We start from the raw sequence: 21,733 nt of genomic DNA, 5'->3' as shown, positions 1-21,733 counted from the left end.
CTGATTAAATTCATAAAAAACCCTGAAACAAATTTTGAATCAAGGTTTTAACAAATATAAATAGGATAATGAATTCTACTTTTTAGTTTTCGCCGCTACTTCAGTAATTTCGATGGGATTGCTGTTCGCATCAAAAAACTCTTTCACCTTTTTTTCCTGCTCTTTAAACATTTCTCCGAGCGTAGTTTCGCTTCCCGGCATTTTTTGGGTAAGCATTTCCGGTCTCAGCATTGGTCTTATCGAAGCAAAAGGATCTTTTTTATAGTCTGTAAAAGTTTTGGTAAATTTTTCTTTACTTAATTCCTGTACTTTACCACCGCTTCCTCCTGGCATAACGGTCTCTAAATAGGTAATTTCAGAAAAATTAGGAACTTTTTTATTACCTTTTAATTCCCAGGAATAATTGTTACCACTATCCTCCACTTTAACGATCAAGCCGGGCAGACCATAAAATTTATAAGGTCCGTCTTGAATCGGAATATCTGAGGTAAACCACGCCGTCCATTTTCTACCACCAAAATCAGTTGTAGCTTTCTGGGTATTGTAACTTCCGATTTTCATTTTTTCATTTTCGATTTTCCAGTTGAATTTCGTATCATCATTATATCCAATGTTCATTGGCGTCATGCCACTGCTTATTCTTTCTACATACTGCACTTTCATATCCGGATAGAATTTATATACTTTTTCCGAAAATTTAGGCATCGTTATCATTTTCGACATATCCTTGAACTGACCTGATTTCTGCATCGCTTCAAACTGAACCTTCATAATAGAATCCTGCGCTACAATGGTGAAATCCCTGTAAATTGATTTGTCTTTGGTCACATCTAAAATAGTCATCACTTTATCCAGCCTTGCCGAATCTTTTTTTGGTTTAAAAGTGAGTTCGTAAAAGAACCTGTTTGCAGTTTCCTGTGCATTAAGCGCAAGGAATGCTGTTAATAAAAAGAGAGAGATCAATTTTTTCATGTCTGATATTTTTATCATTAGTAAGAAAAGTAAAATATTTGTTACACAATTATGAATATTTTATATTTTTTTTAATATTTTCTTAGTGCAAATTTCCAATTGGCGTTCCTACCTTTATCAAAACAAAAAATATGGAAAGCTTAGCTGCATTGAAAACAGAATTACAACAGGAGTACGAAACCACCAGAAAATTCTTAGACGTTTTTCCGGAGGGAATGAATGAATATTCGCCCCACGAGAAAAGCATGAAGCTTATGCCGCTAGCAACGCACGTCTCAGAAATTTTCGGCTGGCCAGACATTATGATGAAAACCGAAAAGTTGGATTTTGCAGCCGGTGATTATCAGCCGACCTTTCTTCAGACCAAAGCAGAGTTGCTGCAGAAATTAGAAGAAGATTATCAAAAGAGCCAGGCAACGTTTGAAAATATGAGCGAAAATGACTTAGATGGACGTTGGACGATGAATATGGGAGAACAGATTCTTGCAGATTTCAGTAAATATGGGGCCATTAGACATGCGTTAAACCAGATTACCCATCACAGAGCACAGTTGGGCGTTTATTACCGCTTAAATGATGTTGCACTTCCCGCAAGTTATGGACCAAGTGCAGATGCAGAAAATTTTTAGATCGTTTTGACAGGTTATTTAAATGAGGAATCCCGCTGTGTTTGATACAGCGGGATTTTTGTTGATTATTTAAAGTTAAATTTCACTGTAAACATGACCTGGCTTGGTCGCAGCTGCATTCTCAGAAAATCATCAGAAGTGGTGTTCGTGGAGAATCTTTCGAAAACTTTTCGGTTCGCAATATTTAACCACTTTATTTCGAAATCAACTTTCTTTTTTGCCCATGTATATTGGTAAGACAGATCATAAAAGGCATTACGGTAGTTGGTTAAATTGTTTCCGGAGTTGATCTGATCCCAGTTAAAGCCGATCGTATGATTTTCTACCGGATAAAAGAAAGCACTCAAATTATGATTAAAACCGGAGTTTTTCGAATCATTAAATTGATTGATCTGATGATTCCAGTTGAAGGACAAGTTGTAATCAACACTCACCCAGGAAAAATAAGTGTTGTTGAATTTAAATCCTGCAGTTTGCGATTCATTTCTATTCAAAAAGAAATATTCAACATTATTCTGATCAGTAGTCAAAGCGTCAGATTTTGAAAGCGTATTATTAAAAGTTAAAGAGGCGTTGGTTTTAAAGGAGGGAAAGTATTTACCAATTTCTGCACCTACAGAATTGGAATTACTTTGATTATCCCTTTCTGTAAAATTTGTCAAAATAAATCCAGATCCATCATTGATCGAATTTCCAATAATATTTCTGTTGGTCTTACTAAACCGGTAATTGACATTGAAAAATAAATTATTCAGTGGATTTCTGTACTCCAGTTTCGTGCCTGCCGATTTAGAAACAGTCTCCGGGATTGGATTATCTGCAGACATTGCAGACGGTGAAGTTGGCGAAGAAAATATAAACCCCGCGTACGTATCGTTGGTATCACCAAAAATATAATTCAAGTTTGCGCTTGCACTCGCTTTCCAAAAAGAGGCAAAAGAATACTGCGTATAAAGGGAAGGCTCAAAAGTTAATTTATTGATCTTTTTTGCAACATTCCTCACTGGATCATCTGCTTTAATATTATTGAAGTTAAAGGGAATTTGAGAATATAATAACCAGGCATCGCCCTTATAATTAATTCCCAATGAAGCATAAGGAACTGCGTTCGTAAATTTTAGATCATTTGCGTAATCCTTTCCGTAAGGCATTGCAACATTATTGGTGATGGTATAAAATTCAGAATTGAGATGATCGGTTGCGAAATTAAATCCTATTTCTGGTGTGAACGTCCATTTTTTTGCAGAGAAGCCGACACTCGCAGAATGGTTGATTTCTAAAGTTTTAATTCTTAAATTCTGTCTAACTGCATCGGTATTTTCGAACAGAAACTGCTGAGCGTTTGTAGAATCCAGGTCTTTAAACTTAAGGTATGAAGAGGGGGAAATTTCCAGAGATTGCTGATCATCCTGATAACTCACATAAGACATCAAATTCACCAGTTTTTCTTTCCAAGGAATAATCGTGCTCAGGGAATTTTGAAAAGAAGAAGTCGGCGATTCGATCGCTTCGGCACCAATTCTATTTCCGTAGATATCATTTCTAATCACATCTGCACGATCCGCATTCCAGAATTGGGAGAAAGTCGTTACGTTTTTGAAAAATCCTTTCTTCGCATTTTTTGTAAAAATTATTTCCCCTTTCGCCTTATCGGTATAAAAATTATTTCGAATATTTGTAAAATACTGCGTGTTATTAAGAAAGTTGTTGGTCGCCGTATAAGATTCGCGGGAAACAGCATTATTTGTATAGCTCGCATTCGCTTTCAGTTCCCATTCTTTATTCTTGAAAGGATTTGTTAAAAGATTTGCGGATAAATAATGGACATTATTGAGCAAATATCTTTTCTCCGGCAGATTTGGCGTATTCGCATTTTCAACGTTGAGCCAGTCATTTTGAGAAACGTTTCCTCTACGGCCTTCATAGCGATTTCCGAAGGAGAGAATATTTCCTTCCTTTTCAACCGTTTCGCCGTTATTGTTGGTTTTATAGTTAATTACCCATTGATTTTTCTGACCAAAAAACATCGGTGTAAGTTTCAAATTCCAGAGCCAGGGTTCGCCAAAACCAGTTCCGGCTTCTCCTCTACCGGTCATTGTTACGCTATTTTTAAGTTTCACGTTGATGGCTGCATTTTCGGAGGGAACTTTATCCTGAAGAATTTTTACAGGCTGGTGATTCTCCATCACCTCTACTTTTTGCACGGCATCTTTCGGCAAAGAATTATTAATGGTTCCATAACCGCCTTCCATTAGGTCTTTTCCATTAACGTAGAATTTATTTATGGGTTCGCCCTGATATAGAACAGTTCCATCCGCATTAACATCAATTCCCGGAATTTTCTTTAAAACATCGGCTAAAGTTCGGTCAGCTTTGCTTTCAAAAGCTTTCAGATCATAAGAAATAGTATCGCCTTTTTTGGTGATGAGTTTGGTTTTCAGTTTGACCTCTTTAATTTCCGTCGCGTCTGAATCCATACTGAAATTAAGATTCTGAGTTTGATTCTTGATGGACTTAAAAAGTGGTTTTTGATTAAAGGCTTTAATTTTTAAATCAACATCGGCTTCCGCTGAGGAAAAAGTCACTTTATATTCTCCTTTCGAATTTGAAATTGAAAATGCCATGATCGCATCTTTTCCCTGTTCTTCTATGGTTACACTCGCACTTGGGATCGGTTGTCCATCGGAATCAGTCACTTTTCCTGTAACAACAGTTTGTGCGTAAGATATAACGGCGAAGAAAATGGTGAAGAAAAGAGAGGATAGCTGTTTCATGAATGTTTTTGACATTAGTACTCTAATTAGAAATTTTGTTACAGTTCTGTTTAAGAAGAAAAGAGCGCTCCGTAGTTAAAGCGTGATTAGAAATAGATAAAAAGAATTATTTTTTGGAGAGTTAAAAATACTTTTCCCTAATTTTGCGAATTAACACTTACGTAATATGGGACTTCATTTAATGCCAATTGATGTTGTAGAAGACATTTCGAAGGAAGAGTTTAGGGAGAAATATTTAATTCCCCGCAAACCTGTCGTTCTGCGCAACATGGCAAAAAATTGGCCGGCCTACCAGAAATGGACCATGGAATACATGAAAGAAATGGTTGGCGATGTTGAAGTTCCGCTTTATGACTCCTCTAAAGCCGACCCTTCCGCGCCTATAAATTCGTCGGCCGCGAAAATGAAGTTCACCGACTATATCGATTTGATCAACGAAAAACCTACGGATCTACGAATTTTTCTATTCGATCCTATCAAATCAGCACCGAAGCTTTTAGACGATTATATTTCTCCAAAAGAGTTAATGGGTGGCTTTTTAGATAAATATCCGAATATGTTTTTTGGGGGAAAAGGTTCTGAAACGTTCCTTCATTTTGATATTGACATGGCGCATATCTTCCATACTCATTTCAACGGTAGAAAACATATTTTACTCTTCGATAACAAATGGAGAGAACGCCTGTATCAGATTCCATATGCTACTTATGCTTTGGAAGATTATGATATTTCTAATCCCGATTTTGAAAAATTCCCGGCTTTAGACGGTGTTGAAGGCGTTGAATGTTTCTTAGAACATGGCGATACGCTGTTTATGCCGACCGGTTGGTGGCATTATATGAGATATTTAGACGGCAGCTTTTCAATTTCTCAAAGAGCCTGGGATCAATCCTGGAGCGTAAAAGCACATTCCCTTTGGAATCTGACCGTACAGAGAAATTTTGATAATTTCATGAAGGGAAAATTCAAGAAAAAATATATGGACTGGAAAGAGAAAAAAGCCGTCGAACGTGCCAATACCGCATTAAGAAAAGGTTTACCCAAATAAAAAAACGCTTTCAAATATTTGAAAGCGTTTTTAGTAAAGTTGTATTCTGTAATTATTTAGACCTTTTCAATAGTTTCCAGCCCTCTGTAGAATAAAGCGTTAGAAAAATTAAAACAGGTTGAAAAAATAATCTTCCCAATCTTTTAGCATCCGAATCTAAACCAAAACCATCAAGATGTTCTGTATATTGGTGGATATTTCCGGGGAAAATGAGCACATAAAAAATTGCTAAAATTAATCCCACGTACTGTTTTTTCTTAACCAGAAAAACCATCGCGAGACCAAAAGATATTTCTACAATTCCAGAAGCGATCACTACAAAATCTTTTGAAAAGGGTATCCAATCCGGAACTTGGACCTGAAAAGTTTCCCGAACAAAAGAAAGGTGACCAATTCCCGCAAAAATCATTGCTATTCCTAAAGCGATCCTGATAAAGTTTTTCATATTATAAAATTTCGTCAATGTGTCCTGCGTTCGAAGAAATTGTTTCGCCAATTTCTTTAAACTTGCCTAAACCTGCTTTTTTCATCATCGAAACGAAAAAGCCTTTCATCTGAGAAATTTCTATATGTGGCGGCATCGCAAGAGCATTTGGATCGGTGTAAATATTAATAAGAGCCGGACCTTCATTTTCAAAAAATGCTTTCAAAGTGCTTTCTGCTTTTGAGGGATCTTTCAATTCGAAACCTCTGATGTTCATTAATTCGGCAATTTTATCGAAAGGTGGATTAACCATCTCGGTCTGCCAGTTCACGTAACCTTCAACTTCCATTTCTAATTTGACCATTCCTAAAGAACGGTTGTTAAAAACAATGATCTTTATGGGGAACTGATATTGCATTATGGTCGCCAAATCACCCATCAACATTGATAATCCACCGTCACCACACATGGCAACAACTTGTCTTTCTTTTTGAGAAGCTGCGGCACCAATCGCCATAGGCATCGCATTCGCCATAGATCCGTGATTAAAAGATCCCGTTAAATATCTTCCCTTTTTTCCTTTAATAAATCGTGCTGCCCAAACGGAGGTCATTCCTGTATCAACGGTGAAAATGGCATCGTCATCTGCAAGGTTATTAATGATTTCAGCAATATACTCCGGTTGAATTTCTTCAAAATCACCCTGTTTTTTGGCAAAGTCTTCTAAATGTTCTTCAGAATTATGGTATTCTTCCCGCATTTCTTTCAAAAATGTATCATCATCATTCCCTTTGAGTTTTGGGATCAAGGCCCGCAAAGTATCTGCAATGTCACCTGCGTAACCATAATTTACTTTCGCCCTGCGACCAATTCGCGCAGGTTTGTTGTCGATCTGTACGATGATGTTTTTGTCTGGCAGAAATTCTGTGTAAGGAAAATCGGTTCCGAGAAGGACCAAAACTTCCGACTTTTCACAAGCGGTATAACCTGAGGGATTTCCTAAAAGTCCGTTCATACCAACGGCGTGATCATTTCCTTCCGTATCAAAAAATATTTTCCCCCGAAAGGAATATGCAACGGCAGCTTTCAGGAGTTTTGCAAGTGCCATGGTTTCTTTCACCGCATCTTTACAACCGTGACCACAAAACAAAGTAATTTTTTTATGCGTGTTTAAAAGTTCTGCCAGCTCCTCGATTTGTGGATCTGCTGGACGATAAACTGAGGATGTGAAATAATTTTCGGTTGAAGTGACGATCTCTTCAGCTTTTGCAGAAGCTACATCTCCCGGTAAACCGATTACAGCAACTCCTTTTTCGGAAATTGCCGTCTGAATCGCAGCCTGGATCATGTGGGAAAACTGCTTGGGCGTACTTGCAACATAAAGATATTTGCTGCAATCCTGAAACAAATAAAATGGATTGGTTTCCTGAAAGTTATCCTGTCCTAATTTGTGAGTTTCAACGGTGCTTGCTATTGCGATAACGGGATTTCCAGCACGATTTGCGTCGTACAAACCATTGATCAAATGAACGTGTCCCGGTCCGGAACTTCCCATACAACATCCAATTCCATTAAGTTCTGCATCCATCGAAGCTGCATAAGCGCCAGCTTCTTCGTGACGAACATGAATCCATTCTAATCTTCCGTCCCGCCGAATCGCGTCATTTACAGGATTTAGACTGTCGCCTGTAATTGCGTAAACACGACGAACACCTGCATTATATAAATTCTCGACTAATAGATCGGATACATTTTTTGACATAGTTTATTTCTTAGGTCAAATTGCATGAAATAATAATGCCGCAAATTTCCTCCTGTTGTAGAGATTCGTTGAACATAAAAATTAAAATCTTCGGAAAAATACTGCTTCGATTGTGAAAAAAAAGCGAGATAATTTTCTTTTAGGAATTGCTTTTTATCATTGAATTCGATAGATCGGATACGTTCCCACACTTCCTTCATAATAGTCGGAATGTTTGTAGATCCAGTCTAACTGCGCTTTTCCATTTTTTGCAAAATCTGGATCAGCAACCTTTTCGAACTCGAAAGCGGTTCTTAAAACCTGACTCTTCTTTAACAGATCGGCGGCGGTATCCTCAAAAACATAATCAGAGTAATATTCTTTTTGTCCCAAAATTCCATCAAAGAAATTCCAGTTGAAGAAAGAATCGGTCGCTTCCGGCTCCAGCGTTTCTAATAAATATTTTACGCCGTACTGTTTCGTCGGGACTAAAACGTCGCCACTTTTAAATTTAAAGTTTTTTGAATCGGATTTCACTTGTGTCTCGTAGTGAAGATAATGACCTTCATATGGACTTTTCACTGTTTTATAATCTGAAATCTGATATTGCTGTGCGATAATGGTTGAGTCTTGCTGAATGACCTTTGTTTTGATGTTATTGCGTTTTAAATAGCCCAGCACTTTGACTTCTGACTTTGGAATCACGTAATAGGTTGGAATCGTAATTTGTTTCGTAGCGATATATTCACCGTAGAATTTTACTTTTCGGGTAAAAGGTTTCGTTTTATCGTAAAATAACCTCGGCTGTCCAGAAACCTGGCTCGGCTTTTTGCCGGCTTCATAACCTTTAAAATCGATCATTTTAAATTTGGTGCTGTCGATCTTCCACTGGATCGGATATTTCATTTTGGGTTGATAGTCCTTTAAATTGGTCACGATCAAGTCCTGAATTTCCTTTGCATTTTTTGCAGTGTAATTAATGGAACTCAACATGTTTTCATAAGTTGCATGAACACGGTCCTTATAAGGTTTTAACATATGCGTTTCGGCAACAGTTCCCATTGTATTAAAAAGCGTTGTATAACCAGTCGCATATCTCGGAGAATCCATAAAAGCCGGGAATCCTTCATCTGGAGAATCGCCGTGAATATTTACATAAGGCGTGGTCAAAATTCCCTGCTTCTCTAAATTCTGAAGAATTTCTGGTTGCATCTTTTGATCTAAATAATTTCCTAAAGTTTTTCCTAACCGTTCTTTATTGCTTGATATGTAAGTGAATAAATATTGATAATCTGCACCGTTTGAAACGTGGTTATCAATAAAATAAATGGGTTTAAAATGCTGAAAGATCTGTTGAAAAGCTTTCGCATTTTCGGTATCGTTTTTAATAAAATCCCTGTTCAGATCATAATTCCGCGCATTTCCACGAAAACCATATTCTTCCGGCCCGTTTTGATTGGCGCGACTGTATTTTCCGCGTCGCAACATTCCGGAAATATTATAGGCTTGAATTGCAACGATCCGCAAGTTTTTAACAGCAACCTGTCCAGTCGCAAAATCGCGCATCATCATCATTGTTGCATCGATCCCATCGGGTTCACCAGGATGAATACCGTTATTGATGAGGATCGTGGGATTATCTTTGTTAACAGATGCATTGTAAATGACCACTTTTACAGGTTCTCCATTATCGTCGGTTCCAAAAGATTTTACAGTGATTGTCGGATATTCTTTCGCCAGATCATCGTAGTATTTCACCATTTCCCCGTAAGTTGTGGTTTGGTTTCCGTTGCCTTTTTCAAATGGAGTCAGGAGTTTGGCCTGAGAGAAAAGACAAACTGAACTTAAAAGGAAAAGTGCGGTGAAGAATTTCATTTTTTAAATTTTTTCGAAATTACAAAAAACATTACCTTTAAAAAAATAATGTTATTTTAGTTTAATCCTATTTTAAAGCGTCGTAAAAAAGTGCTTAATAATTCACTTTTTTCTAATTGTAAAATTTAATAACTTCCTGTTATGTTTGGTTTATTCGGTAAAAAAAAGAAAGGTTTAATTGTTCATGATAAAATTTGGGCAACAGATAAAGCTAAATTTACGGCCTGTCTCGCCTCGGGGAAATCTGATCCAAATGTACTTTTTGTTGCTTGGTTTGAAGAAACCCAAAATAGTCTCCATACGTATTTCCGAGAAAATAATTTTGAAAAAGAAGTTTATTTAGCGGATCGTTTAGGCTTGATGCAACAGGATAAAAATTTTATTTTCGTAGAACACCATCCTTTGCAAACCGAAGAACAGCGAGTGGCTGCTCACTTTGGAAAACAGGAAATAACCGTTTTTTCTTCCTTAGCCGAACCTATTTTCCAGTTATTTGGAAGCGATCGAATAGTTGATATGATGAAAAACATGGGAATGAAAGAAGATGAGATGATTGAACACCAGATGATCGGCAAATCGATCATAAGAGCTCAGGAAAAAATTGTATCAGAATCATCCTTAAATATTTCTGCAAAATCGCAGGGAGAATGGTTGGTGAATGCCGGTGTAAGTAGACTTTAAAAAATAAAAAATTCCTGAACGGATTCAGGAATTATATATAAACTAAAGTTTTGAAGAAGCGAAAATCTGCAGCCCGGCTTGAGTGGATCCCAATGTAAAATCGGGAGGGAACGGAAGACGGAAAAAGCTGCCCAAATAAAGAATTTAATCGTTCAGTTTCAAAACCGCCATGAATGCGGATTGTGGGACCTCTACTCTACCGATTTGTTTCATTTTCTTTTTCCCTTCTTTTTGTTTCTCCAATAATTTACGCTTACGGGAAATATCGCCACCGTAACATTTTGCGGTAACATCTTTTCTTAATGCCTTGATGCTTTCTCTGGCAATAACTTTGGCTCCCAAAGCTGCTTGAACCGCGATATCAAATTGCTGACGCGGAATCAATTCGCGTAATTTCTCACACATTCTTTTTCCAATATAAAAAGCGTTGCTATCGTGGATCAGGGAAGAAAGTGCGTCAACCATATCACCGTTGATCAAAATATCCATCTTCACTAATTTGGAAGCGCGGAAACCGATCGGATGATAATCGAATGAGGCGTAACCTTTGGAAACAGATTTTAAACGGTCATAAAAATCGAAAACAACTTCGGCCAAAGGCATATTGAACACCAACTCTACCCGATCTGAAGTTAAATAACTTTGACCTACAATCTCGCCTCTTTTTTCGATACACAAAGTCATTACCGGACCAACATAATCGGATTTGGTGATGATGGATGCTTTGATGAAAGGCTCTTCAACACGATCCATGATCATTGGATCTGTCATTTCGGACGGGTTGTTAATTAAGATCATAGTGTCCGGATCTTTTTTGGTATAACCGTGATAGGAAACGTTGGGAACGGTCGTAATTACGTCCATGTTGAATTCGCGGTCTAGTCTTTCTTGTACAATCTCCATATGCAACATTCCAAGGAATCCGCAACGGAAACCGAAACCAAGTGCGGCTGAACTTTCAGGTTCGAAAACTAAGGAAGCATCGTTCAATCGTAATTTTTCTAAGGAGAAGCGCAGTTCTTCGAAATCTTCAGATTCAATTGGATAAATTCCGGCAAAAACCATTGGTTTTACTTCTTCGAAACCGTCGATCGCTTCAGTTGCACCATTTTCAAAAGTGGTGATCGTGTCTCCTACTTTTACTTCTCGTGCATCTTTAATTCCGGAAATTATATAACCAACATCACCGGTCTTGATCTCTTTTTTAGCTACTTGTTTTAGTTTTAAGGTTCCAACTTCATCTGCTTCGTACATTTTGTTCGTCGCCATGAATTTAATTCGCTGTCCTTTTTTAATGCTTCCATTGACTACTTTAAAATAAGCTTCAATTCCACGGAAAGGATTGTAAACTGAATCGAAGATCAAGGCCTGAAGCGGGCCGTCTTCATTTCCAACTGGTGCTGGAATTCTGTTGACGATATGTTCTAACAATTCGTGAACGCCTTCTCCAGTTTTCCCGGAAACACGTAAAACGTCTTCGTAATCACAGCCAATCAGGTTCATAATTTCGTCGGTTACTTCTTCCGGATTTGCAGAAGGTAAATCGATCTTATTCAAAATTGGAATAATGGTCAAATCATTTTCTAAAGCTAAATATAAGTTGCTTATCGTTTGAGCCTGAATACTTTGTGCGGCATCTACAATCAGAAGCGCACCTTCACAAGCTGCGATGGAACGGGAAACTTCGTAGGAAAAATCTACGTGTCCCGGAGTATCAATTAAGTTGAGAATATATTTCTCGCCATTTAATTCATAATCCATTTGAATGGCGTGAGATTTAATGGTGATTCCACGTTCTTTCTCAATATCCATATCGTCTAAAGTCTGAGACTGAAGTTCTCTTTGGGTAACGGTATTGGTATATTCCAAAAGCCGGTCTGCCAAAGTAGATTTACCGTGGTCAATATGTGCAATAATGCAGAAATTTCTAATGTTTTTCATTCAATTCTAGATAGTTTGCAAATTTAGTGTTTTTTGATGGATTCTACTGAAAATTTCGGGCAGTCTCTCGCGATAGGGATCGCAACGAAAACCCCGGAGTTTGCATTGGGAAAGATGTGGCGCGAGGAGTTGCAGTGTAGAGCCCGACCCAAGCAATGGATTGAGCACTGGAAAGGGGATCGCCCAAAAAGAACGACCTCTACAAAATTTCGTAGAGGTCGCTCAAACATTAAAAAAATAAACTATTATGGTCGCCTTCTCTGCGGACTCGGATTTCCTTGTCCGTCTTGTTTTTTGTCTAATATTTTGTTACGCATTTTACCTTCTGTCTGATACATTTGAAGGACTTGCTGCGGTTTAATGACTTTCATAAATTTTTCGCAGTACGTTTTACGGTTGTCTAAAAGTTCCTGACCGATAGCAAAACTCTCGTCGATCTGTCTTTTTGCTTCTTCGTCGCTCATGTTTTCGTAATCGCCGGAAGCTTTGAATTTACTTTTAATTTCGTTTTGCTTTTGCTGATATTCGGCGTACAAAGTTTTAAATTCATCTTCGTTGGTTTTTGGAACTTCTAATTCCGAAACCATCATATTCTCCCGAAATTCCTGTAAAAGAGACATTCTTTGAGTATGACTCATTTTTTGAATAACCTGTTTTCTTTGATCCGGCTTCATGGTTTTCCAATCATATTTTTGCTCTTGTGCAAAACTTTGTTGGGAAGCAACCAGGATCGTCAGCAATAATAAAATCTTTTTCATTGGTGTTTCGTTTAATTATACAAATCCAAATAAACATCCTGTTCTGCATTTTTCCCGAGATCTGCCAATTCAGCCGAAGTAAAATTAGCGAGAATTTGATCGACCTGAACTTCAGGATTTTGCGGAGCTGCCACTTTTTTCTGATTTATATATTTACCTGTATTCTGTTCTTCAACATTTACAGGAGCTTTATTTTCTATTTGATTCTCTGCAACCACATTAGTTAAATCACTTTCTAAAGTTTTATAAGCAATTGTTGCTTCTACTTTAGGTTCATCCGCTGATAATGAACTTGTTCCAGCTGATTGACGACTGTTTGCAAGTTGATTATCAATCGTGTTGCTCTGTGAATCACCGTTGTTCTGAGTAACGAAAAATGTAACGCCAAATAATAAGGCAATTGCGGCGGCGGCTGAATAAGCCCAGTTCATTTTGATGATCTTACCTTGCTTTTGCGGAGCGGTTTCCTGCAAAACTTTCATCTGCATTTGCGCGAAGAAATCGTCTGGCGCTTTGTAAATATTTTTACGTTCTAATTTTTCTAAATCTAAATTTTTCATGAGAGAAAAAGTTTTATTCTGTATAATTTGCTTTAATATAATCTTCTACTTTCTGTTTAGCATAGTGGTAATTCGTCTTTAGAGTTCCTACGGACATGTCTAAAATCTTGGAGATTTCTTCGTAAGGTAGATCCTCATAATACCGAAATGTAAACACCAACTTTTGCTTTTCCGGCAAAGACTGAATGGCTTTCTGCAATAAGATCTGAATTTCATCTGCATCTGCACTTGCATTTTCTGCCACTAAATTCTGAAGATGGTATTCTGAACCTTCGTCACTTTTCTGCATTTTTTTCATCTTGTTCAGCTGCTGCAACGATTCATTTGTAGCGATTCGGTATAACCAGGTGTAAAGCTGACTATCCTGTTTGAACTGATGAAAGTTTTGATAGGCTTTAATAAAAGTGTCCTGCAAAACATCCTGCGCTAAATCGTGATCAACAATTAATCTTCTAATGTGCCAGTATAACCTGCTCTGATACGCATCCATCATCAGGCGAACACCCTTTTCACGGGTTTTATCGCTCGACATCAACTCGATAATTTCGGTTTCTTGTATCTTCATTGAGATGCTTTCGGTGGTTTGATGGTAAATTTAATTAAAAGTTAAATAAGGATTTCAATTTTTAGTCCAAAGCAAAATAATTATCTTTGTTTATATTTATTTTCATGAAGATCGTTATTCTAGGCTCCGGCAATGTGGCTTATCATTTAGCAAAAGCTTTTAAGGAAAAAAACATTCCGGTTTCTCAAATTTTTGGAAGGAACGAAAATGATTTAAAGGAAATTTCAGAACGGTTCGAAATTCCTTATTCTGTTTCTGATCTTGGAGATGCAGATTTTTATTTGATCGCAGTAACTGATGACTCTATCCCGGAAATTTCAAAAAAAATTAATAAAGAAAATTGCATTGTCGCCCACACTTCGGGCTCTTTACCAAAAGAAATTTTGGAAGGTAATTATAGAAAAGCCAGTTTTTATCCCTTACAGACTTTCTCTAAATCAAAAGACCTGAACTATTCCGAAATTCCATTTTTTGTAGAAGCACAAAATGAAAACGATCTGAAAATGTTAGAAAATCTGGCGTTGAAGGTTTCGGAAAATGTAATGAAAAGTGATTATGAAAAGCGAAAGTACATTCATCTGACGGCAGTTTTTGCCTGCAATTTTGTAAATCATTTGTTTGCTCGGGCGAAAGAAATTTCAGATTCCCAAGATATTCCTTTTCAATACTTTTTGCCTTTAATAAAAGAAACTACTTCAAAGATTGATATAATGGATCCAAAAAAAGCGCAAACTGGACCTGCAGTAAGAAATGATGAAAAGATTTTACAACTTCATGAAGATCTAATTAAAGAAGAGGAACATCTCAAAATTTACAAAATCATGAATGAATCTATAAAAAAAATGTATGACTTATAAAACCAAACTTAAAAATATAAAAGCTTTCGTATTCGATGTTGACGGCGTTTTTACCGATGGAAGTGTTTATCTTTTACCCGGCGGAAATATGTGCAGAGTCATGAATGTTCTGGATGGTTATGCGGTTGTAAAAGCCATTAAAAACAATTATATGATTGGCGTTATTACAGGTGGAAACGATGAAGAAGTTCGTCACCGGATCAATTATCTGGGTATTAAAGATTACTACGCAAAATCACCGGACAAACTAACGGATTTTGAAGATTTCAAATCAAAATATAATTTGAAAAATGAGGAGATCCTCACGATGGGCGATGATCTTTCCGATATTGGGATCATGAGAATTTCAGAAATTTCTGCCTGTCCGAAAAATGCGGTTCCAGAAGTGAAAGAAATTTCAGACTATATTTCTACCATCGAAGGCGGAAAAGGTGCCGTTCGCGATGTGATCGAACAGGTAATGAAAATACAGGGCAAATGGCTGGAGGATGATACACAAAGCGTTTAAAATTTCAACTCAGAACAATTAAAAAATTATTAATGAAGATATTATTAGCCTCCAACTCCCCAAGACGAAAAGAATTGCTACAAAATCTGGGATATAATTTCGAGGTGGTTTCTGTGGAATGCGACGAAGTTTATCCGGAAAATTTAGAAGTTGAATATATTGCCACTTATCTGTCAGAACTTAAGGCGAACGCTTTTCGGAAACTGGAAAATGACGAAGTTCTAATCACTGCTGATACCATTGTAGCATTAGGAACAGAAATTCTGGGCAAACCTAAAAATGAGTCAGAGGCGAAAGATATGTTGGAAAAACTTTCGGGAAAAGTCCATCAGGTTTATACTGGGATTACGATTAGGAATTCGGTAAAAAGTATTTCAAAAGTAGATGTCGCTTCGGTTCAATTCGATGATTTAACCGATTTGGAAATTGATTTCTATATCAAAAACTACAAACCCTTCGATAAAGCCGGAAGCTATGGCGTTCAGGAATGGCTTGGAATGGCTAAAATTCGAAAAATTGAAGGAAGTTATTATACGATCATGGGACTTCCGACGCATTTGGTTTACTCGATTTTAAAAGATTTTGAATAAGTAGCTTTCAAAAATAAAAAATCATTATTTTTACAGAAATTAATCAGCATTTTCTATACTAAAATGCAGATTTGAAAGTTATTATGAAATAATGAAAAAAACTATACTCTTCCTTTTGGCAATCACCGTTTTCAATTCCTGTTCGACGCGAAAAAAGACGAATGATTCTACGTTTATGAAAGGATTTTTCTCCTACTACAATACGCTTTTTAACAGTAAAGATGCCTTAGAGACCGAACTTAAAAACCGGGATCTGGCGCATAAAGATAATTTTTACGCTCCATATATTCAGCTTCTTACTTACGATGAACAACCATTGGGAAGCGATTTAGGATCTGCAGGAATGTTTGATGACGATTCAACGCCACCTGGAAACATGGGTTCTAACGGTCCGGGAATTCCTGGGCGATCGTCTAACGCTAATAATGCAACCAATCAGCCAAAATCAGGAGCAAGTATTTTACAGATCTCTGAAGCTAAAGCGCTAAAAGCGATCGCTAAATATTCGGTGATGAAAGGCGGCCAGGAAAAGAATAAGAAAATTTTCGATGCTAATATTCTTTTGGCTCAATCCAGACTTTATCAAAACAAACCTTTAGAAGCTTTAGACGGATTGAACTATATTTTTTCGAATATGTCGAAAGATAAAAGACTTCCGATCGCCAAAATTTATCAGGGTTTAGCGTATTCGAAAATGGAGGATTATGCAAGAGCAGAAGATGTTTTTGCAGCCTTGAAAAAAGACAAACTTAAAAAGGACCAGCGAAAATTACTGAGTATTTATTATTCGGAAATGTTGCTCGAAGCGGGTAAAAAAGAAGAAGCGGTTGATGAGCTTGGAGACGCATACGTCTACAACAAAAACAGAAAACTGCGAAGTAGAATCGCCTTTCTGCGCGGACAAATCCTGGCCAACCTGGGTAAAAATGAGGAAGCACGGGAGAGTTTTGTGTCAGCATATAAAAATGCCAATAATTTTGAGTTCGAAGTAAAATCTCAAATTGAGATCGCAAAAACTTTTAATGGAAAAGACGATGATTATGCAGGTGCTAAAGATTATCTGGAAAAAATAAGTAAAAAAGGAACTTACGGTTCGCGGAAAAATGAGTTCTATTATGCATTAGGATTAATGGCGAAAAAAGCCGGTAAAAAGGAAGAAGCAAAAGCATTTTTCGCGCAATCTTTGAAAGAAAAAATGTCGGATCCACAAATTCGGGGTTTAAATTATTTCGAAATTGGGAAAGCTTATTTTGAAGACAGTGACTATCTTTCGGCAGGCGCTTATTATGATTCTGCATTAACGGTAATGAATTACGAACCGTCGAAAATTTTACTGGCGGAACAATCTCAAAACATCAAACAGGTCTCTGCAAATTACTATTTGATCAAGAAAAATGACAGTATTCTAACGTTGGCAAATATGCCGGAGCCGGAAAGAATCGCTTATTTCAACAAATATATTGAAGGTATAAAAGCCAAGGAAGCGAAAGATGAACTGGAATTGAGAAGAGCAGAACGCAGCAAAGGTTTTGATACCGGCGATTACGCCTCAAATTCTGTTTTCGCCGGAAATACAGGTGGTTTTCAAGATTTTGGAGAAAGTAAAGGTGGATTTTATTTCGCAAATGCAAGTACCGTTGCAAAGGGAGAATCATCGTTTAAACAATTATGGGGAAACCGTTCTCTGAGTGATAACTGGCGCACATCCGCAAGAAGCAATACTATTGAAGACCTGAAAAGCGAAGCTATGGGAATCACAAATGTGCCCGATCCAAGAAGATTAGAGCCCAGCTTTTACATTGAGCAGATCCCGACAGATCAAAAGCAAATTTTCGCTTTAAAAAAAGCAAGAGATACCGCAAGTTTAGGATTGGGAAGAATGTACGAATCCTATTTTTCCGACACGCCACTTGCCACAAAGACCTTATACGATTTAGCTGATACAAAACCAGAGGATGAGTTAAAACTTCAGGCGCTTTACCAGATCTTTGCTTTTAATTACGAGAAAAATCCGTCTGCTGCTGAACGCGCAAAACAAATGATTCTAACGGAATATCCGTATACGTCTTATGCTGAATTCGTGAAAAACCCGAAGAACAATTCTTTTGCAAAATCATCTGAAGAAGTTGAAAAGGCCTACGCACAAGCGTTCGATTTATATGCAACGGAAAAATATAGCGAGAGCAAAGATCTGATCGAATCATCTTTAGAAAAATATCCGAAAGATGCTTTGGTTCCAAAATTTGCTTTGTTGAATGCCTTTAATTCAGGAAAAATCGCAGGAAAAGAAATTATGATCCTGCAACTGGAGCAGATCGCTCTTAACTATGCCAGAACGAGTGAAGGTGAAAAAGCAGAAGAAATGCTGAAATATCTGAAAAGTGATCTGTCTATTGAAACTACGGATGAAAGTGGCAATAAAACAAATAACACCGGTCCGGGAACTCCTGCGCAACCTAATGAAGTGGAGAGTCAGGCTCCTGTTCCAACAGAACCGGCTTCCGAAAAGATCCCACGAAGACCTTCAAATAATAATTTCAATGGCGACATCAATTCTCCAAAAGCAAACGGCATGCAACCGTCAAAAGCGATGGAACCAGTTGGCGAACTGAAAATTAAATAATAGAAAAGCGAAGATCGATCTTCGCTTTTTTTGGACCTATTTTTTCCAGATTGGACATAATAAAGAAATTCTTCATTTATCATTTCCGAATCAGTTCAATTTCTTTTTTTTCACGCCTTGAAAATCCTTCAGATAAAATGGTTCAAAATAGGCGATATCTTCAAATTCTTTTTTATTGAATTTTTCAACGGCTTTCTTAATTAAATATTTTGCTGAGGGATAAACAGTCTGATCAAAATCAGCGGCAGAAAGCTGGAGCATTTCTTTTGCCTTTGTTGCGCCATCTCCCACGAAGATCACCTTCTTCCCATCAAATTCCTGAAAAGAGGTTTCATCTAAAACTTTTGCCTCGGTTTCGGTAAGCATTTGGCCGGACTTTCCGTCGAAAACGGCGCAGTAAACTTCCATTCTTCGTGCATCGATCATCGGAATAATAAAATCATAATCTTTGTCTAGGAAGGGATCGATCATTGTTTCTAAAGAATTTACAGCAACAAGTGGAATTCCCAATCCAAAGCAAAATCCTTTCGCCGAAGATGCTCCAATTCGCAATCCTGTGTAGGAGCCCGGTCCTTTTCCCAAACTTACTGCATCTAAATCCTGTAAGGTGATTTTTGCGCCTTCTAAAGCCCATTCAACGAAAGTATGTAAACTTTCGGACTGTTTATAATTTTCGGAAACTTCTTCGCAAACACATAAAATATTTTCTCCATCGGAAATAGCGACAGAACAGTTTTTAGATGAGGTTTCGAGGTGGAGGATTTTCATTGTGCAAATTTAGGAATTAATTAGCATCTAAATTTTCAAGATGATCGGTTGTTAATTTTTCCATTGTCGAAAAAGTTGCTAGGTGTTAATGTCCTCTTTTCAGAAATGAAATCTAATCAGATTGACTTTCATATTTATAAGTAGTCCGTCATAATTATTTTCAAACCTCACCAAATACCGATTAAGCCATTAAGAAAAATGATTTACATTTGTTTTTATAACATTACCTAATATGAAAATAAATTTATCCTTTACTTTTTTACTGCTTATTCTATCCTTTTTTAGCAGTTGTTCTGCTGATGAAAGAGAAATAGTTCAGTCAGATATTACTTCTTTTGTTTTGACTAAAGATGATGGTACTGTTTTCGACTCTTCAGAATTTTCTTTTGAGATCGTATCAGATTCGATCTTTGTTTCAATTCCACCTTTAGAATCCCGGACGAATTTAAAAACTAAAATTTCTCATACTGGCAACCGTATTTCACCTGAAAATGGATCTGTACTCGATTTTACTAATCCCGTGCAGTTTACGGTTTTTAACACAAATGGTACGGAGAAAAAATATTATGCAGTTGTAAAATATGCAACACCAAAAAATACAATGTTTATAGGAGCGATCAGAAATTACTTCGCGCTAGACAGCCAAAATGGGAGATTAAAATGGTCTTATACGGTTCCTAGTGGAGACTTTTCATATAGCACGGCATTTTTTCATAATAATGTACTGTATGTGGGTTGTACGGATCAGTATTTATATGCACTAAATGCATCTAACGGGAAATTTTTATGGAAATATAAAACAAACTTAGGAATAGAGTCTGGCGTTTATGTGTCCGATAATACGGTCTTTTTTGGCAGCGGTGATGATAATTTTTATGCTTTGGATGCTACAACAGGAAATCTTAAATGGAAATTTTCCACCGGTTTCAATGTGAGTTCCAGTCCAAAAGTATCGGGTGATACCGTCTATTTTGCAAGTGATGACAACAATATATATGCATTAGATAAAAGAAACGGAGATTTTAAATGGAAATATTATGCGAATGGAATCTTTAATTCATCTTCTTGCGCCATTGTGGGGAATGATCTATATGTAGGAAACCGAAATGGAAACATTTATAAAATTAATAAAAATTCTGGTGAATTAATATGGAGAAAACTCATAGGCAGTTCCAGCGAAAATTCTTCTCCAACAATCTCAGATGGATACTTATACACAACTGACAAAAGTGATCTATTTAAAATCGAAGCATCCACAGGAAATATTGTTTGGCAAAAATATAACATTAAAAAATATTCTTCCAGCCCTTATGTTAATGAAAAATACATAATAGTAAATAGTGGTTCGGATCTTATGGTTGTAAATAAATCTACGGGAAATATGATATGGCAAAAAACAATCTATTCTAACAGTGCAGAACCCATTTCTGTAAATACTTTCGTTTATTCAGGCGGTGGCGGGACAAACAGCATCTATTGTTTCTCTGAAAATGATGGCAAAGAAATCTGGAAATTTCCTATTAATTCTATAAATACAAGCGCACCAGTATTAATTAATAATGAGGGAAAATTGTTCTATCCAACCAAATCAGGTGGTAAAGATTAATATAAAGACTTTGATTCTGTTTATAGAAAATTAAAAGATAAAGGAACTACAAGCCTGCGTCTTTGTAAACCGTTCTCGATTCAGCTTGCGCACTCGGATAAATGGTCATATCCGAAACGCATACATGTTTTGGTGCATTGATACAGTAAGAAATTGCATCTGCAATGTCGTTTGGTTCTAAAGCTTTGTAACCCTGATAAACGGTTTTTGCACGATCTTCATCCCCTTTGAACCGCACTTTTGAAAAGTCTGTTTCGGTTAAGCCCGGTTGAACGTTAGTCACTTTAATCCCAAATTCTGTGAGTTCCAAACGCATTCCTTCCGAAATAACATCTACTGCTTTTTTAGAGGCGCAATACACTACTCCATTCGCGTAGGTTTGTCGTGCTGCGGTCGAAGAAATGTTCACGATATGTCCGGATTTTTGACTTTTCAGTCCGGGAATCAGGAGTTTAGAAATATAAAGAATTCCTTTCACGTTGCCATCGAGCATAGAATCCCAGTCCTCGATGTTTCCGTTTTCCAGAGAATCCATTCCATGAGCGTTTCCTGCATTATTAATTAACACATCAATTTTCTTCCAATTTTCAGGGAGGGAGTTAATCGCGTTCTCCACCTGAGAAAATTCCCGGATATCAAACTTCAAAGTAAATATTTCTGTAGGGACAGAAAGATCGGTTTTCATTTTTTTCAAAACTTCTTCATTACGGCCGCAAATAATGAGTCTGTAGTTCTGCGTAGCGAGTAATTCTGCGGTGGCTTTTCCTATTCCGGAAGTTGGTCCGGTGATGAGTGCTGTTTTCATTTTATTTG

General features: G+C 37.1%; 19 protein-coding genes. 8 read left to right on the top strand and 11 right to left on the bottom strand.

Features of this window, described 5'->3' with window-relative positions; translation table 11 throughout:
• Positions 1 to 75 precede the first annotated feature (75 nt).
• Complete coding sequence (locus ACZ9HT_RS02725) at positions 76 to 972, bottom strand: GLPGLI family protein (RefSeq protein ID WP_476038898.1); 897 nt, start codon at positions 970 to 972, stop codon at positions 76 to 78.
• Between the two features lie 131 nt (positions 973 to 1,103).
• Between ACZ9HT_RS02725 and ACZ9HT_RS02720 the strand changes: the two genes are divergently transcribed.
• Positions 1,104 to 1,601, top strand: coding sequence for a DinB family protein (locus tag ACZ9HT_RS02720; protein WP_476038897.1), 498 nt, complete (start codon positions 1,104 to 1,106; stop codon positions 1,599 to 1,601).
• 65 nt (positions 1,602 to 1,666) lie between these two features.
• Here ACZ9HT_RS02720 and ACZ9HT_RS02715 read toward each other — a convergent pair whose 3' ends face one another.
• Positions 1,667 to 4,375 (bottom strand): hypothetical protein, encoded by a 2,709-nt coding sequence (locus ACZ9HT_RS02715; RefSeq protein ID WP_476038896.1) that lies wholly within the window; start codon positions 4,373 to 4,375, stop codon positions 1,667 to 1,669.
• 166 nt (positions 4,376 to 4,541) lie between these two features.
• Between ACZ9HT_RS02715 and ACZ9HT_RS02710 the strand changes: the two genes are divergently transcribed.
• On the top strand, positions 4,542 to 5,423 hold the full coding sequence (locus ACZ9HT_RS02710; protein WP_476038895.1) for a cupin-like domain-containing protein: 882 nt from the start codon (positions 4,542 to 4,544) through the stop codon (positions 5,421 to 5,423).
• A gap of 52 nt (positions 5,424 to 5,475) precedes the next feature.
• Here the strand turns inward: ACZ9HT_RS02710 and ACZ9HT_RS02705 are convergent, their stop codons facing one another.
• The 3 genes from ACZ9HT_RS02705 to ACZ9HT_RS02695 all read right to left on the bottom strand — a co-directional run bounded on the left by ACZ9HT_RS02705 (position 5,476) and on the right by ACZ9HT_RS02695 (position 9,463).
• Complete coding sequence (locus ACZ9HT_RS02705) at positions 5,476 to 5,868, bottom strand: DoxX family protein (protein WP_476038894.1); 393 nt, start codon at positions 5,866 to 5,868, stop codon at positions 5,476 to 5,478.
• 1 nt (position 5,869) lies between these two features.
• Positions 5,870 to 7,609, bottom strand: a complete 1,740-nt coding sequence (locus ACZ9HT_RS02700; RefSeq protein WP_476038893.1) for a thiamine pyrophosphate-dependent enzyme — start codon at positions 7,607 to 7,609, stop codon at positions 5,870 to 5,872.
• A 156-nt stretch (positions 7,610 to 7,765) separates the two neighbouring features.
• Positions 7,766 to 9,463 carry a M14 family metallopeptidase gene (locus ACZ9HT_RS02695; protein WP_476038892.1) on the bottom strand — a complete coding sequence of 566 codons (1,698 nt, stop codon included), beginning with the start codon at positions 9,461 to 9,463 and terminating at the stop codon, positions 7,766 to 7,768.
• 141 nt (positions 9,464 to 9,604) lie between these two features.
• On the opposite strand from ACZ9HT_RS02695, the gene ACZ9HT_RS02690 reads away from it, so the two are divergent.
• Positions 9,605 to 10,144, top strand: coding sequence for a hypothetical protein (locus ACZ9HT_RS02690; protein WP_476038891.1), 540 nt, complete (start codon positions 9,605 to 9,607; stop codon positions 10,142 to 10,144).
• Between the two features lie 144 nt (positions 10,145 to 10,288).
• Here ACZ9HT_RS02690 and lepA read toward each other — a convergent pair whose 3' ends face one another.
• The 4 genes from lepA to ACZ9HT_RS02670 all read right to left on the bottom strand — a co-directional run bounded on the left by lepA (position 10,289) and on the right by ACZ9HT_RS02670 (position 13,968).
• Complete coding sequence (lepA, locus tag ACZ9HT_RS02685; RefSeq protein WP_476038890.1) at positions 10,289 to 12,085, bottom strand: translation elongation factor 4; 1,797 nt, start codon at positions 12,083 to 12,085, stop codon at positions 10,289 to 10,291.
• A 245-nt stretch (positions 12,086 to 12,330) separates the two neighbouring features.
• Positions 12,331 to 12,843, bottom strand: a complete 513-nt coding sequence (locus tag ACZ9HT_RS02680) for a hypothetical protein (RefSeq protein ID WP_476038889.1) — start codon at positions 12,841 to 12,843, stop codon at positions 12,331 to 12,333.
• Between the two features lie 11 nt (positions 12,844 to 12,854).
• Positions 12,855 to 13,403 (bottom strand): hypothetical protein, encoded by a 549-nt coding sequence (locus ACZ9HT_RS02675; protein WP_476038888.1) that lies wholly within the window; start codon positions 13,401 to 13,403, stop codon positions 12,855 to 12,857.
• A 13-nt stretch (positions 13,404 to 13,416) separates the two neighbouring features.
• A complete protein-coding gene (locus ACZ9HT_RS02670) occupies positions 13,417 to 13,968 on the bottom strand; it encodes an RNA polymerase sigma factor (protein WP_476038887.1) in 552 nt (183 codons plus the stop codon).
• Positions 13,969 to 14,072: 104 nt separating this feature from the next.
• Here ACZ9HT_RS02670 and ACZ9HT_RS02665 point away from each other — a divergent pair, with 104 nt between their 5' ends.
• From ACZ9HT_RS02665 to porW, 4 genes are all read left to right on the top strand, one after another.
• Positions 14,073 to 14,825: a Rossmann-like and DUF2520 domain-containing protein gene (locus ACZ9HT_RS02665; RefSeq protein ID WP_476039199.1), complete on the top strand. Its 753-nt coding sequence runs from the start codon at positions 14,073 to 14,075 to the stop codon at positions 14,823 to 14,825.
• On the top strand, positions 14,815 to 15,333 hold the full coding sequence (locus ACZ9HT_RS02660; RefSeq protein ID WP_476038886.1) for a KdsC family phosphatase: 519 nt from the start codon (positions 14,815 to 14,817) through the stop codon (positions 15,331 to 15,333). The genes ACZ9HT_RS02665 and ACZ9HT_RS02660 overlap by 11 nt, the downstream gene beginning before the upstream one ends.
• A 32-nt stretch (positions 15,334 to 15,365) precedes the next feature.
• On the top strand, positions 15,366 to 15,923 hold the full coding sequence (locus tag ACZ9HT_RS02655) for a Maf family protein (protein ID WP_476038885.1): 558 nt from the start codon (positions 15,366 to 15,368) through the stop codon (positions 15,921 to 15,923).
• Positions 15,924 to 16,014: 91 nt separating this feature from the next.
• On the top strand, positions 16,015 to 18,546 hold the full coding sequence (gene porW / locus ACZ9HT_RS02650; protein WP_476038884.1) for a type IX secretion system periplasmic lipoprotein PorW/SprE: 2,532 nt from the start codon (positions 16,015 to 16,017) through the stop codon (positions 18,544 to 18,546).
• A gap of 90 nt (positions 18,547 to 18,636) precedes the next feature.
• Here the strand turns inward: porW and tsaB are convergent, their stop codons facing one another.
• Positions 18,637 to 19,314 carry a tRNA (adenosine(37)-N6)-threonylcarbamoyltransferase complex dimerization subunit type 1 TsaB gene (gene tsaB / locus ACZ9HT_RS02645; protein ID WP_476038883.1) on the bottom strand — a complete coding sequence of 226 codons (678 nt, stop codon included), beginning with the start codon at positions 19,312 to 19,314 and terminating at the stop codon, positions 18,637 to 18,639.
• A 232-nt stretch (positions 19,315 to 19,546) separates the two neighbouring features.
• On the opposite strand from tsaB, the gene ACZ9HT_RS02640 reads away from it, so the two are divergent.
• Positions 19,547 to 20,920 (top strand): outer membrane protein assembly factor BamB family protein, encoded by a 1,374-nt coding sequence (locus ACZ9HT_RS02640; RefSeq protein WP_476038882.1) that lies wholly within the window; start codon positions 19,547 to 19,549, stop codon positions 20,918 to 20,920.
• A 46-nt stretch (positions 20,921 to 20,966) separates the two neighbouring features.
• Here the strand turns inward: ACZ9HT_RS02640 and ACZ9HT_RS02635 are convergent, their stop codons facing one another.
• Positions 20,967 to 21,725, bottom strand: a complete 759-nt coding sequence (locus ACZ9HT_RS02635) for an SDR family NAD(P)-dependent oxidoreductase (protein ID WP_476038881.1) — start codon at positions 21,723 to 21,725, stop codon at positions 20,967 to 20,969.
• Between the last annotated feature and the right edge of the window lie 8 nt (positions 21,726 to 21,733).

The organism is Chryseobacterium sp. UYP7, assembly GCF_056279225.1.
This window is presented reverse-complemented; position numbering and strand designations above follow the sequence as displayed.